The following is a 13,227-nucleotide window of genomic DNA, read 5'->3' as shown; positions in this document are numbered from 1 at the left end:
GGTTCAGGGGTTCTCCGTGATGATCGCTCTGCGATCATTATACCATAAGCGCCAAAGGCGCAAACTGCTTGGAGAAGGTTGATGCTTTTCGAGCTTGCGAGAAAAGAGAGGTGCTTCGCACCTCAGACCTTCTCCGTAGTGATTGCTGTGCAATCACTATATCAGAATGTGAAAATGTTGACAAGGGGGTGCGCCGCATTTGTAAGAGATTCGACAGAATCGGCAGGCTTCCCATTTTTCAGAAAACTTATAGTAGACAGAAAACGGGAAATGATATAAAATAAGCTTTACGGAAAGTGGAAAAACTTTCCTGCTCAGAACGATTTGTGAAAGGAAGAAACGCTATGGAACTGAAACCGGGTATTTTTTGGACAGGCATTCTCGACCGTGACCTGCGGGTGTTCGACATCATTATGGAAACGGAGTTTGGCACCACCTATAATGCTTATGTGGTGAAGGGCACAGAGAAAACAGCGCTGATCGAAACCGCAAAGGCAAAATTCTGCGACGAATATCTTGCAAAGGTGCAGGCAGTTACCGATATCGGAGATATCGACTACCTGATCGTGGATCACACCGAGCCGGATCATGCCGGCAGCGCCGCTAAATTATTGGAGCTGAATCCCAGCATCGAGGTGGTGGGCACCACCGGCGCCATCAATTTCCTGAGCCAGATCATGAACAAGCCCTTCCAGTCCCATGCGGTGAAGGAGGGGGAGGAGTTGGACCTGGGCGGTAAGACCCTGCGCTTTCTGATCGTCCCCAACCTCCACTGGCCGGACACCATGTACACCTACCTGCCTGAAGACAAGGTCCTCTTTACCTGCGATTCCTTCGGCTCCCACTATTGCTGCGAGGGCATTCTCCGCAGTAAGGTGGAAAACGAGGAGGGCTACCAGCGGGCTTCCAAATATTATTTTGACAATATCCTGGGTCCCTTCAAGCCCTTTATGAACAAGGCGCTGGACAGGGTGGAGGGCATGGAAATAGACATGATATGCCCCGGTCACGGTCCCGTTCACGATACCGGCCTCAAGGAGCTGTTCCAGACCTACCGCGCCTGGAATAAGGTGGAAAATCCCAATCCCAACAAGACCGTGGTGATTGCCTATGTCAGCGCCTACGGCTATACCGCCGCTATGGCAAAGACTATCGGCGACGCGATCAGCGCTTCCGGCGTGGACGTCCATGCCTATGATCTGGTCACGGACGACTGCGCCGGCCTTCCTGCCGACCTGCTCCATGCGGACGGCATTCTTTTAGGCTCTCCCACCATTTTGAGCGATGCCCTGAAACCCATTTACGATCTGACCACCACCATGCTGCCCACCATTCACGGCGGCAAGCAGGCGGCGGCTTTCGGCTCCTATGGCTGGACGGGAGAAGCAGTCCCCAACCTGACCCAGCGGCTGCAGCAGCTGAAAATGAAGGTGAGCGACGGTCTGCGCCTGCGCTTCAAGCCCAGCGAGGACGAGCTTGCCCAGTGCAAAGCCTTTGGAGAGGACTTTGCCGCAAAGGTCAAGGGCTAAAAAATGCCGCGCATTTCTTCATAATTCCTGCCCGGCGTATGTTTTCGGCGCTTTTGGGGCATACTGCCGGTATCATTTCTTTATGAGAAAGGAAGCGGCAGAAATGCGGAAACAGGAATTGGACAACATGGAGCAAAGCGCCAGGGAATATTTTGATTCCCTCCCAAAGCTGTTGCAGGAACAGCTTACCCAGAGCGGTGTCGCCATGACCACGCGGGAGCAGCTGGAAAGCTACTGCAAAAACGTGCTGGGGGAAAAGGCGCCCGAATAGCAGGAACAGGGCAGGTTCTTAAAAAGAACCTGCCCTGTTTTTACTTTTTGAAAAATTGCCAAAATTCCGAAAAAATACTTTCATTTGCCGAAAACAGGCTGTTTTATTGCACCAATTTGATAATTTTGCTTTTTTCGATGGAATCGGAATTATGTAAAATGTAGATTCTGCGTGATCTTGTTGACTTTTTCACAAAGATACGCTATACTTAAACCACAATAAAGCTTACAAGTTTGCAGCGCAAGCTGCGATTTTCAAGAAAACTCCTCCCCAAAAGAAGGAAGCGGACTGGTTTTTCCAGTCCGCTTCCTTCTTTTTTGCTACAGGTTCAGTTTACTACGTTCTGGGGCTTTCCGTTCTGGAACGCCCGCAGGTTTTCCGCCACCACGCCAATGAGCCGTTCCCTTGCCTCCTTGGAAGCCCAGGAAATGTGGGGGGAGATCACGCAGTTTTTTGCCGTCAGCAGCGGGTCGTCTGCTACGGGCGGCTCCTGCGCCATCACGTCCACGCCTGCGCCGGCAAGCCTGCCGCTGTTCAGCGCGTCCGCCAAAGCGGCGCTGTCTACCACGCCGCCGCGGGAGGTGTTGATGAGCAGCGCGGTGGGCTTCATCAGGGAAAGAAGCCGCGCGTTCACAAGTCCCGCAGTGCTTTCATTCAGGGGACAGTGCAGCGTCACCACATCGCTTTGTGCAAACAGGTCGTCCAGCCCGACCCAGCGGCAGCCCTCCGGCGCTTCCTTTTTTGTGCGGCTGTACAGGAGGATATCCATGCCCAGCGCCAGCCCCAGCTTCGCCATGCACCTGCCGATGCTGCCGTAGCCCACAATGCCCAGCGTCTTGCCGTACAGCTCGAACAGGGGGTATTCCCGGTAATTCATGGCGACCGCCTCCTGCCACTTACCCGCCCGGACCTTTTCACTGTACCGATGGACGTTCCCGCACAGGGAAAGCAGCAGGGTAAACGCCTGCTGCGCCACCATTTCCACGCAGTAAAAGGGCACGTTGCACACCTCGATGCCAAGCTCCCGCGCCGCGGCTGTGTCCACAGTATTGTAGCCCGTAGCCAGCATTCCGATAAAGCGGAGCTTCGGCAGCTGGGAAAGGGTCTCCCGCGTCAGCGCAATGCGGTTGATGATAAGCGCTTCCGCGTCCCTGCCGCGGGAAATCACCTGCTCCGGCAGGGTGCTGTCGTACACGGTGAGGCTTCCCAGGGCGGAAATGGCGTCCCAGGAAACGTCTCCGGGATTGGTGGTGCCGCCGTCCAGGATCACGATGTTCATGAAAACTCCCTCTTTCTGTCTTTTTCCTTTAGTATAAGGCGGAACGGAGAAAAATGCAACCTTGGAACAGGCGCCCGAAAGGATGCCCCTTGCGGCGCCGGAACCGTACAACAGGTTTTGAAAAGATGTTCCGCAAAAGAAAAAGGTTGATTCTCCCGCCCATTTGTGGCATAATTTTCTCTGTATGAAGAAAGGGAGAGTGGTTCTCTGTGGAACAGAAAAAGAAAAACAAAAGAAAGGGACTGATCCGCCGGTTTTTGCCGTATTTTAAGAAATACTGGGTGGTGCTGGTTTTCGACCTGTTCTGTGCGGCGCTGACCACCGTATGCGAGCTGGTCCTGCCCCTTCTGGTGCGCTATATCACCGATATGGGCATCAACGATCTGGCGGCGCTGACCCTGCAGATCGTGCTGAAGATCGGCGCGCTGTACCTGTTTTTGTGCCTTGTGGACGCCGGGGCAACGTTTTTCCGCGCTTCCATTGGGCACATCATGGGCACGAAAATGGAAACGGATATGCGCTCCGACCTGTTTGCCCATCTGCAAAAGCTGTCCTTCCACTATTTTGACAACACCAAGGTGGGGCAGATCATGTCCCGTATCACCACCGACCTGTTCGATGTGACGGAATTTGCCCATCACTGCCCGGAAGAACTGTTCATGGCGGCGATCAAGATCATCGGCGCTTTTACGATCCTCTGCGGGGTCAACGTGCCTTTGACTCTCATCGTCTTCTCCGTAGTGCCCTTTATGGTGCTGGCGGCTGCGTGGTTCAACCTGAAAATGAGGGACCAGTTCCGCAGCCAGCGGAAGCAGATCGGCGAAATCAACGCGCAGGTGGAGGACAGCCTATTGGGCGTCCGCGTGGTGAAGTCCTTTGCCAATGAAGCGCTGGAAACGGAAAAATTTGAAAACGGCAACCGGGTGTTCTACAACATCAAGCGCAAGCGGTATTTTTATATGGGTGGCTTTGAAGCCTCCAACCGCATTTTCGACGGGCTGATGCACTTCCTGGTGCTGCTGGTAGGCGCGCTGTTCCTGATGAACGGTCAGATACAGCCCGCCGACCTGGTGGCGTATATGATGTATGTGGGAACGCTCATCACCTCCATTCGCCAGCTGGTGCAGTTCGCGGAGCAGTTCCAGCAGGGCATGACAGGGATCGAGCGGTTCTTCCAGGTCATGGACGCCGATGTGGATATCTTCGACGAAGAGGGCGCGAAGCCGCTGGAGATCAAGCAGGGCGACGTGACCTTTGAAGACGTGAGCTTCAGCTACACCGACGACGGCAAGGAGGTGCTGTCGGAAATCAACCTCCATGTGAACGCGGGGGAGAACGTGGCGCTGGTCGGTCCCTCCGGCGGAGGGAAGACCACCCTTTGCAATTTGATCCCCCGGTTCTACGATGTGACCGGCGGCAGAATTTTGATAGACGGGCAGGACGTCCGCGAGGTGACGCTGAAATCCCTCCGTTCGCAGATCGGCTTTGTCCAGCAGGACGTGTACCTGTTCTCCGGCAGCGTGTTCCAGAACATCGAATACGGCAAGCCCGGCGCTTCCCGGGAAGAAGTGATCGAAGCGGCGAAGCGCGCCGGCGCCCATGAATTTATACTGGGGCTGTCTAAAGGGTATGATACTTACGTGGGCGAGCGGGGCGTCAAGCTTTCCGGCGGTCAGAAGCAGCGCATCAGCATTGCCCGCGCTTTCCTCAAGAACCCTCCCATTTTGATTTTGGACGAAGCCACCAGCGCCCTGGACAACGAAAGCGAGAAGATCGTACAGGAGTCTTTGGAAAAGCTGGCGAAGGGGCGCACCACCTTCACCATCGCCCACCGCCTGACTACCATCAAGAATGCCACCGTTATTCTGGTGCTCACCGATCAGGGCATTGAGGAAAAGGGCACCCATCAGGAGCTGATGGCAAAGCAGGGGATTTATTATCGTCTCTATAACAGCTATGCGGAGGACGGCGAAGCGGGGACAACCTTAGAAAATTAAGTGGATTGGAAGTGTGACCACATGACGAAAGAACAATTTTTCCGGGAGCTTCCTGGAAAGTCCGTTACCTTCTGCGGTATCGGGCGCAGCCATTTGCCGCTCATCGACCTGTTCCGGCAGAAAGGTGCCATCGTCTCTGCCAGGGACAGGCGCAGCTTATCCGAGCTGGGCGAAACCGGGGAGAAGCTGCAAAAGCAGGGCGTGAAGCTGATCCTTGGGGACGGGTACTTGCAGGACCTGCACGAAGACATGATTTTCCGCACCCCCGGCATGAAATACTACCTGCCGGAGCTCACCGCCGCCCGGAAGCGCGGCTCTGCCGTCACCAGCGAGATGGAGCTGTTTTTCGAGCTTTGCCCCTGCAAAATTTACGCCGTGACAGGCAGCGACGGCAAAACCACCACCACCACGATCCTGTCCGAATTTCTGAAAGCGCAGGGAAAAACCGTCCATCTGGGCGGCAATATCGGCAAGCCCCTGCTGCCGGAGATCGAGACCGTGTCCGAAACGGACTGTGCCGTGGTGGAGCTGTCCAGCTTCCAGCTGATCTCCATGCGGGAAAGCCCCGATGTGGCGGTCGTCACCAACCTGTCTCCCAACCATCTGGATATGCACAAGGATATGCAGGAATATATCGACGCCAAGAAAAATATTTTTCTGCACCAGAGCGCCCTGTCCCGCACTGTTTTGAACGGGGACAACGACATCACCGCAGGCTTTGCCGATGAGACCCGGGGCGACACGTGGCTTTTCAGCAGGAAGCGGCGCCCTGAGCGCGGCGTGTGGTGCGATGGGGAAGCGATTTTTGTCCAGGGGGAGCGCCTGCTGGCGGTTTCCGACATCAAGCTGCCCGGCTGGCACAATGTGGAAAACTATATGGCGGCCATCGGCGCTGTTTGGGGAGACGTTTCCCCGGAGGCGGTTTTGTCCGTGGCGAAAACCTTTGGCGGCGTGGAGCACCGGGCGGAATTTGTCCGGGAGGTCTCCGGCGTGAAATACTATAACGATTCCATTGCAAGCTCGCCCACCAGGACGATTTCCGGCACGCTGTCGCTGTATCCTCAGAAAATCATTCTGATCTGCGGCGGCTATGACAAGCATATCCCCTATGACCCGCTGGGACCTGTGATCTGCGAAAAAGTGAAGACCCTGATCGTCATGGGCGATACGGGACCGAAAATAGAGGAAGCGGTGAAGAACGCCGCAAATTACAAAGAGGGCGAGCCGCAGGTCCTTCACGCAGCCACCATGGAGGAAGCGGTCAACGCGGCACAGAGCGTGGGAGAGCCGGGAGATATCGTGTCCCTGTCCCCAGCCTCCGCAGCCTTTGACCTCTATCCCAATTTTGAAGTAAGGGGCAGGCATTTCAAAGCCCTGATTAGCGACCTGCCAGAGAAAAGGAAGTAAAAAGGAGAAATATGGAGAGAAGAAACGGAAGTACAAGGCACTATCAGAACCAGGGCTCCATGAGCAGGAGCTATCATAATGCCGCGTTCGGCGGCAGCAGGAACCGGGAGGAGCCCTACGAGCTGCCCAGCGCGGCAAGCACCCTGGAGGAAAAGCTCATCGTGGCGGCGCTGAAGCGCTGCGGCGGCAACGGCGTCCCCTCCAAGTCGCTGATGCGGGAAGCGGGCATTCGGGAGAAAAATGACTTTTACGAAGCCCTTCACAAGCTGGAAGAGCTGGGTGAGATCACTGTGGACAAGGACCATTGGGTCAAGCTGGTCCCTCACACCGGGGACGTGGTCGCCACTCTGGTGGCACTGTCCGAGCGGTTCGGCTTTGCCAAGCCGAAAATCGGCACGGAGGATATCTTTATTCCCGGTGCGGCTTTGCAAGGGGCTTTTGTGGGCGACGAGGTGCTGCTGACAGATTTACGCAAGGGGGACAAGGGTCCCAGCGCCAGAATAAAGAGGATACTGTCCCACAGCACCGCGTTCGTCACGGGCACGGTGCACATCGACGCGGACGGCGCGCGGGTCACGCCCGACGGCGCGATACGCTACGACATGGAGATTTCTCCCACCCATCTGCACGGCGCGAAGGACGGGGACAAGGTGCTGATCCTCCCCAAATGTGACGGCAGGGGAGAATGGCGCACCGCCGAGGTGCAGTCTGTGTTCGGCAGCGGGGACCGCGCCAGGGTCTGCGCCGATGCCATTATCGAGCGCTGCGGCATTCCCACCGAATTTCCGCCAGAGGTGCTGGCGGAAGCGGAGGCGGTCGCCGACCTGCCCGTTACCCAAAAGGATATCGACAGCCGTCTGGATCTGCGGGACGAGCCTGTATTTACCATCGACAGCGCCGACGCAAAGGATTTGGACGACGCCATTTCTGTCCGAAAAACTGCGGACGGCTACACGCTGGGCGTCCATATCGCCGATGTGTCCCACTATGTCAAAGCGGGCAGCGCCATTGACCGGGAAGCCTTCCTCCGGGGCACCTCCGTCTATTTTGCGGACCGGGTGATCCCCATGCTGCCGGAAGCGCTGTCCAACGGCGCCTGTTCCCTGAACGCCGGCATGGACAAGCTGACCTTTTCCGCCCTGATGGATTTCGACAGCCACGGCAACATGACCGATTATCTGTTCCGTAAGACCGTCATTCATTCCAAGGTGCGCGGCGTGTATTCCGAGGTCAATGAAATTTTGGCGGGCAAAGCGTCCCAAGATCTGCTGGACAAGTACGCCCCGGTCAGGGAAAGCCTGGAAGCGGCGAAGGAGCTGGCGGATATTTTGAAGCGCAACGCCCAGTGCCGCGGGGAGATGGACCTTTCCAGCGACGAGACAAAATTTGTGCTGGACGAAAACGGCGTGTGTATCGACCTGCTGCCCCGCACCACAGGGGAAGCGGAGGAGCTGGTGGAGCAGATGATGATTTCCGCCAACATCGCCGCCGCCAAAACGGCGCTGGACGCTGGGATACCCTTCCTGTACCGCATTCACGAAAAGCCCAGGCCCGACCGGGTAGAGGAGTTGTACGAGCTGCTGGACAGGCTGGGCATCGCCTGCGGCGAACTGAAAAAGGGGAACCCCACCGCAGCGGATTTTTCCACCGTGCTGGAGCGCGTCAAGGGGGGAAGCAGGGAATCCCTTGTGAACCAGCGTATCCTGCGCACCATGGAAAAAGCCCGTTACGCCGACCGTGAGCTGGGGCATTTTGGTCTGGCGCTGGGAGAGTACAGCCACTTTACCTCGCCTATCCGCCGTTACCCCGACACCTCCATTCACCGCATTTTAAGCGATCTGGCGGCGGGGGAAAGCAAGGAAACCATTACAAAGCGCTATAAGACCTTTGCCGGGGAATCGGCACTGCAGTCCTCGCAGAACGAGATCCGCGCCGTCACCGGGGAGCGCGCGGCGGAGGACTGCTACACCGCCGAATATATGCGGGCGCATTTGGGCGAGCGCCATGTGGGGATCATCAGCGGCGTCACGCCCAAGGGCATTTTCGTAAAGCTGCAAAACAACGCCGAGGGCTTTGTGAGCCTGAACGATTTTGAGAACGCCGATTTTGAATTTGACGGCGAGATCGCTCACCACGACCTGCGTTCCGGCAGGGTGCTGGTCATGGGGGAGGAGATCGGGATCATCGTCGCCGGGGCGGACGTTGCCACCGGGCGCATTGATTTTGTTCCCCAGGAAGCCTGAGAACGCATAACCGGGACAGACCTTTCATAAGGATAACCAGTGAGAAAAAAGCTGCGCTTTCCACACTGTGCTTTCACAAAAAGAAAGGAATGTATCCCATGAAAAATTTCCTGATTTCCGCCCTTTTGGGCTTTGCCGCCATGGCGCTTTTGAACCTGACCGCCCCCTATACCGGGGTGGCGCTGCCGATCAGCCGTCTCAGCGTGGCAGCGTCCGGGCTTTTGGGCATTCCGGGGGTCACGCTGATGGTGGTGCTGAATACGATACTGTAAATTCAAAATAATCGGAAGTTGAAAGGGAGAGAGCTATGTTTCTGATTCACGCGAAGTATTTGGACAAGGATTTCCGTCTGGTGCAGGGCGATCTGGAGCTGGAAAACGGCAGGATCAAGGCGGTGGGGGAGTCTCTTTCCTATCAGCCGGAGGATACCGTCGTCGACTGTCAGGGCTACACCATCGTTCCCGGGTTCGTAGACGTGCACATTCACGGCTGCGGCGGCGCGGACACCTGCGACGGCACCCGGGAAGCCATTGATACCATGGCGCAGTTCCTGATCCGGCACGGCGTCACCTCCTTCTGTCCTACGACCATGACCACCGACCGGGAGATCATCGAAAAGGCGCTGCTTTCCGCCAGGAAATGCATGGACGCCCCCTGTGAGGACGGCGCCAGGGTAGTGGGCGTCAATATGGAAGGTCCCTTTATCTCAAAGGAGAAAAAGGGCGCCCAGAGGGAAGAAGCCATTCTTGCCCCCGATATGGAGCTGTTCCGCCATTTTTACGAGCTTTCCGGCGGCATCGTCAAGCTGATCGCTCTTGCCCCGGAGCAGCCCGGCGGCTATGAATTTGCCAAAGAAGCAAGCAGGCTCTGCGCCGTATCCATCGCCCATACCACCGCAAATTATGAGGAAGCGAAGAAATCCTTTGACTGCGGCGTGACCCACGCCACCCACCTTTTTAACGCCATGTCCGGGCTGAGCCACCGCAGCCCCGGCGTAGTGGGCGCGGTGTTCGATGACGACCGCGTTCTGGCGGAAATCATCTGCGACGGTCTTCACCTTCACCCGGCGGTCCTCCGCACTGCCTTCCGCCAGCTGGGGGACAGGGCGCTGGTCATCAGCGATTCCATGCGGGCAAACGGTCTCCCGGAGGGGGAAGCCTTTGATCTGGGCGGGCAGATGGTCACGGTGCGAAACGGCAAAGCCACTCTGGAAGACGGCACCATCGCCGGCTCTGTGACCAACCTCCACCAGGAGGTAAAGAACCTTGTCAGCTTCGGCATTCCCTTTGAAACCGCAGTGAAAGCGGCGACCCTGATCCCCGCCCGTTCCATCGGGCTGGAACAGGAGCTCGGCAGTATCGAGCCGGGCAAGCGCGCCGATCTGGTGGTGCTGGACGACAAGCTGGATATCGTGGCGGTCTACCACGAATAGTTGTTAGCTTTCAGTTGTTAGTTGTTAGAAAGGGCGTTTTGAACATAAAAAGCGGCGGGTCAAAACGACCCGCCGCTTTTTGCCAGAGGAGAAATCTTATTTGAAAATCAGGATACTGTTCAGCGGTCTGTCCTGCGGACCCCGGAGCCACTGCCCGTCCACATAGAGGTTGGTAGAGCCGCCGCCGTCAAAATTGATGGCGTCCCGGCAGCCGAAGCTCACCATGATCTTGGACATCTGCGGCAGCGTGGCATAGGCGGAAACGATGACGATGCTCCCGTCCGCTTTCAGCCCCAGGCACACCCGCAGGGCGCTGTAGGTAGAGATAGTGGGGTCGGAAAAGCCCTCCGCCCGGTAGGTCTCCAGCCCGCCGTAGACCTGCCCGTCCTTTACCAGCCGGGGTCCTGCGCCAATGGACATCACAATGTCCTGGGTCTGGGCGCCCTCGTATTCCCGTTCAATGTCTACCGTCATGCCTACCGCGCAGGAATCAAAGAAATCCCCCTCATACTGCCTGCGGGAGCGCTGTGCCAGCACATAACCAGTTTCGGGAAGCTCCACGTCCACATCGTGGTAAATGGCAAGGATCACTCCCTCTTCGTCAAGCACTACGGCGTCCTTGGCGGGAAAGCCCAGCGTCCTGCCCCATTTTCGGGTGAATAAAATACGGGTGCCGTCAGTGGCGGTAGCAGGTTTTCTGTTTACAGTAACGCCCTGCAGCACGCTTTCGCTGCCGTCCTCCTTTTGCAGCGTAATTGTGTGTGTGGTGCTGAAATTCTGAATGGAAAGCCGCCCCGTGGAATCCTTGACCAGCGCCGACCGTGCCGGGGCAAACCGGTCCCATACGGTAAGCACCTGCCCGTCCTGTATCAGCGTGCCGAGGGGAAGATAGGAGTCCATATCGAAAAACGCGGCGTTGACGGCGACCTTTGCCCCGGTGCGCTCCACCACGGAGCCGGGGGCTTCCCCGCCGGTCACCCTGTCATGCCCCATCACAAGCTGGGGGCTGTAGGCGTCCCCGGAAAATTCCACTGCCCGCACAGGGGTGGTAAATACCCGCTTTTTCGTGATTTTATAATCCTTCACCACGCAGTTTGTCAAAAACCGGGAATACATGGCGGCGGCTTGCGCTCTGCTGGCCGTGTCTTTGGGCATAAACGCGCCGCTGTCGCTGCCGGTGATCACACCCGCCCGCTGGCAGGCGCTGACGCTGGCGGCGGCATATTTCGCGATGGAGCCGCCGTCCGTAAAATTGACCGGGGGGCGGGTGGAGGTGATCTGCCTGCCGGTAGCCCTGGAGAAATTCACCAGCATCACCGCCATATCCTGCCGGGAAACAGGACGGTTGGGCTGGAAGGTGCCGTCGCCGCAGCCGTTGACCACGCCGGCTTCCGCCGCCCAGTTGATGTAGCGGTACGCCCAGTGCTTCACGGTCACGTCCTTAAAATCGCCCTGGAATTCATACTGGCGCAGCTCTGCCTCCGTCAGCGCGGACCGTGCCATGATGGCGACCATCTCCGCCCGGGAAAACTTCCCGTCAGGGTCGAAGCGCCCGTCTCCCTTGCCCTGCATAATACCTTTGCCGACTAGATCATATACATAGCTTCTGTACCAGATATTTCCCGGCACGTCGGTGAAATTTGCCGCCATCGCCGGCTGGGACAACATGGTGCAGAACAGTGCCAATGCTGACAGCAGCCCTAAAAATTTGACTTTTTTCTTTTTCATGCAGCAGGTTCCTCCATTTTTCAACTTTACATAATATATCATTTTTCTGGAAAAAAGTCTACCGAAAAGAGGGAATTTGTAGAGGAAAATTTCAAAGAAAGGGGGAGAGAGGAAACAGCTTGCATTTTTCAGACTTTTCCTGTAGAATAAGAGCACATCAAAAATTTTTGGAGGGTGTATTATGATTTGTCCTAAATGCGGTCGGGAAATCCCGGACGGTACCGTGTGCCCCTGCTCGGTTGGAACGCCCATGCTGTCCAGCAATCCCGCAGTAAACGTCATCAAAAAAATTGGGTCTTCTCCGCTTTTCCTGACGGCGGTGATCCTCTATTCCGTCACGCTGGTGCTGACCTTTATCTCCAGTATCACAGCGGGCTCTGCCATTCCGTATTATGCCTATAGCTTCATGGAAAGCTACGGCGAAAGCCTTCCCCCGTCTGTCTACTATTCCATGATGGACGCTTCTTCCGGCGCTACCGCTTTTGGTGCCATTCTCGGTCTGATCCCCAGCATTCTGATCGCCGTTGGCATGTGGATCACATGGGCGACCTGCCGCAGCACGGCCTCCGGCAATATTTCCACCGCCGGGCTCACCATCTGCAAGGTCATCTCCATCATCACGCTGGTGCTCCTGTGTATCGTTGCGGCAATTTTTGTGGTTGCCTGCTTTGTCCTCATTTTTGCCGGGGCTGCCGCCTTCAGCAGTGATTCCTATTATTCCAGCTATGCTGCCGGGGCAACGGCGGGTCTTGTGTTTGTCGTGATTCTCTGTGCCGCCGTTTTTGCGCTGATGATCGCCTATTATGCCAGCATTGTCAGAACGATCAACCGCATTAAGACCAGCGCCATGACCGGCGTTCCCGAGTACCGTATCTCCCGGTTCCTGACCACGTTGATGTGGATCGGCGCTGTTCTCAGCTGCATTTCCGGCTTGGTAGGGCTGTTTACCTCCTTTGTAAGCGGTGTTGCCACGCTGGCTTCGGCGGTCTGTACGATCCTGCTCGCCGTGTGTCTCGGTCAGCTGCGCAAGGAAATGAGCATTGTGGCATTCCCCGCGGTGCAGCCCGTTTATCCCGTCCAGCCTGTTCAGCCCGGCTACCCCCAGCAGCCTGTAGCGCCCAACCCCGTACAGCCTGCCGTCCCTGCCGAGCCGGTCCGGCAGCCTATTGAGCCTGCAGTGCCTGCTCAGCAGGAAATTCCCGCAGAGCCTGTAGCGCCTGTTCAGCCGGAAGCCGCCCCCGAAGACAAAACGGAAGAATAAGCCGGCGGGTCATTCCCCAAGGGAGTTGTACAAAATTGCAGTGGTTCCCCGCGGATGTTCCGTGTGTATCATTTGTGTGC

General features: G+C 56.8%; 10 protein-coding genes. 8 read left to right on the top strand and 2 right to left on the bottom strand.

Annotated elements, in window-relative coordinates; translation table 11 throughout:
* Nucleotides 1-344: 344 nt before the first annotated feature.
* Together AB8996_RS04790 and AB8996_RS04785 are read left to right on the top strand one after the other, a co-directional pair.
* Entirely contained in the window at nt 345-1,529 is a 1,185-nt protein-coding gene (locus tag AB8996_RS04790) for an FprA family A-type flavoprotein (RefSeq protein ID WP_369297834.1), read from the top strand.
* Between the two features lie 103 nt (nt 1,530-1,632).
* Nucleotides 1,633-1,800 carry a hypothetical protein gene (locus tag AB8996_RS04785; protein WP_369297833.1) on the top strand — a complete coding sequence of 56 codons (168 nt, stop codon included), beginning with the start codon at nt 1,633-1,635 and terminating at the stop codon, nt 1,798-1,800.
* Between the two features lie 328 nt (nt 1,801-2,128).
* Here the strand turns inward: AB8996_RS04785 and AB8996_RS04780 are convergent, their stop codons facing one another.
* Entirely contained in the window at nt 2,129-3,079 is a 951-nt protein-coding gene (locus AB8996_RS04780) for a D-2-hydroxyacid dehydrogenase (RefSeq protein ID WP_369297832.1), read from the bottom strand.
* Between the two features lie 209 nt (nt 3,080-3,288).
* Here AB8996_RS04780 and AB8996_RS04775 point away from each other — a divergent pair, with 209 nt between their 5' ends.
* The 5 genes from AB8996_RS04775 (at nt 3,289) to nagA (ending at nt 10,158) form a co-directional block, all read left to right on the top strand.
* Nucleotides 3,289-5,076: an ABC transporter ATP-binding protein gene (locus tag AB8996_RS04775; RefSeq protein WP_369297831.1), complete on the top strand. Its 1,788-nt coding sequence runs from the start codon at nt 3,289-3,291 to the stop codon at nt 5,074-5,076.
* Nucleotides 5,077-5,097: 21 nt separating this feature from the next.
* A complete protein-coding gene (murD, locus tag AB8996_RS04770) occupies nt 5,098-6,483 on the top strand; it encodes a UDP-N-acetylmuramoyl-L-alanine--D-glutamate ligase (protein WP_369297830.1) in 1,386 nt (461 codons plus the stop codon).
* An 11-nt stretch (nt 6,484-6,494) separates the two neighbouring features.
* Complete coding sequence (gene rnr / locus AB8996_RS04765; protein ID WP_369297829.1) at nt 6,495-8,726, top strand: ribonuclease R; 2,232 nt, start codon at nt 6,495-6,497, stop codon at nt 8,724-8,726.
* 89 nt (nt 8,727-8,815) lie between these two features.
* Nucleotides 8,816-8,998 carry a pro-sigmaK processing inhibitor BofA family protein gene (locus AB8996_RS04760; RefSeq protein ID WP_369297828.1) on the top strand — a complete coding sequence of 61 codons (183 nt, stop codon included), beginning with the start codon at nt 8,816-8,818 and terminating at the stop codon, nt 8,996-8,998.
* Between the two features lie 35 nt (nt 8,999-9,033).
* A complete protein-coding gene (gene nagA, locus AB8996_RS04755; RefSeq protein WP_369297827.1) occupies nt 9,034-10,158 on the top strand; it encodes an N-acetylglucosamine-6-phosphate deacetylase in 1,125 nt (374 codons plus the stop codon).
* 96 nt (nt 10,159-10,254) lie between these two features.
* On the opposite strand, the gene AB8996_RS04750 is transcribed toward nagA, so the two are convergent.
* Nucleotides 10,255-11,886: an S-layer homology domain-containing protein gene (locus tag AB8996_RS04750; protein WP_369297826.1), complete on the bottom strand. Its 1,632-nt coding sequence runs from the start codon at nt 11,884-11,886 to the stop codon at nt 10,255-10,257.
* 181 nt (nt 11,887-12,067) lie between these two features.
* On the opposite strand from AB8996_RS04750, the gene AB8996_RS04745 reads away from it, so the two are divergent.
* Entirely contained in the window at nt 12,068-13,147 is a 1,080-nt protein-coding gene (locus AB8996_RS04745) for a hypothetical protein (RefSeq protein ID WP_369297825.1), read from the top strand.
* Nucleotides 13,148-13,227: the final 80 nt, after the last annotated feature.

This window comes from uncultured Neglectibacter sp. (genome assembly GCA_937958185.1).
Taxonomy (GTDB): domain Bacteria; phylum Bacillota; class Clostridia; order Oscillospirales; family Acutalibacteraceae; genus Acutalibacter.
Note: the sequence above shows the minus strand (reverse complement) of the source record. Positions and strands in the feature narration are given on the sequence as shown.

What these genes read in the sequence shown, in the direction of transcription:
- AB8996_RS04790 (WP_369297834.1), top strand. Translation starts at nt 345, where the DNA reads ATGGAACTGAAACCGGGTATTTTTTGGACAGGCATTCTCGACCGTGAC.
- AB8996_RS04785 (WP_369297833.1), top strand. Translation starts at nt 1,633, where the DNA reads ATGCGGAAACAGGAATTGGACAACATGGAGCAAAGCGCCAGGGAATAT.
- AB8996_RS04780 (WP_369297832.1), bottom strand. Translation starts at nt 3,079, where the DNA reads ATGAACATCGTGATCCTGGACGGCGGCACCACCAATCCCGGAGACGTT.
- murD (WP_369297830.1), top strand. Translation starts at nt 5,098, where the DNA reads ATGACGAAAGAACAATTTTTCCGGGAGCTTCCTGGAAAGTCCGTTACC.
- rnr (WP_369297829.1), top strand. Translation starts at nt 6,495, where the DNA reads ATGGAGAGAAGAAACGGAAGTACAAGGCACTATCAGAACCAGGGCTCC.
- AB8996_RS04760 (WP_369297828.1), top strand. Translation starts at nt 8,816, where the DNA reads ATGTATCCCATGAAAAATTTCCTGATTTCCGCCCTTTTGGGCTTTGCC.
- nagA (WP_369297827.1), top strand. Translation starts at nt 9,034, where the DNA reads ATGTTTCTGATTCACGCGAAGTATTTGGACAAGGATTTCCGTCTGGTG.
- AB8996_RS04750 (WP_369297826.1), bottom strand. Translation starts at nt 11,886, where the DNA reads ATGAAAAAGAAAAAAGTCAAATTTTTAGGGCTGCTGTCAGCATTGGCA.
- AB8996_RS04745 (WP_369297825.1), top strand. Translation starts at nt 12,068, where the DNA reads ATGATTTGTCCTAAATGCGGTCGGGAAATCCCGGACGGTACCGTGTGC.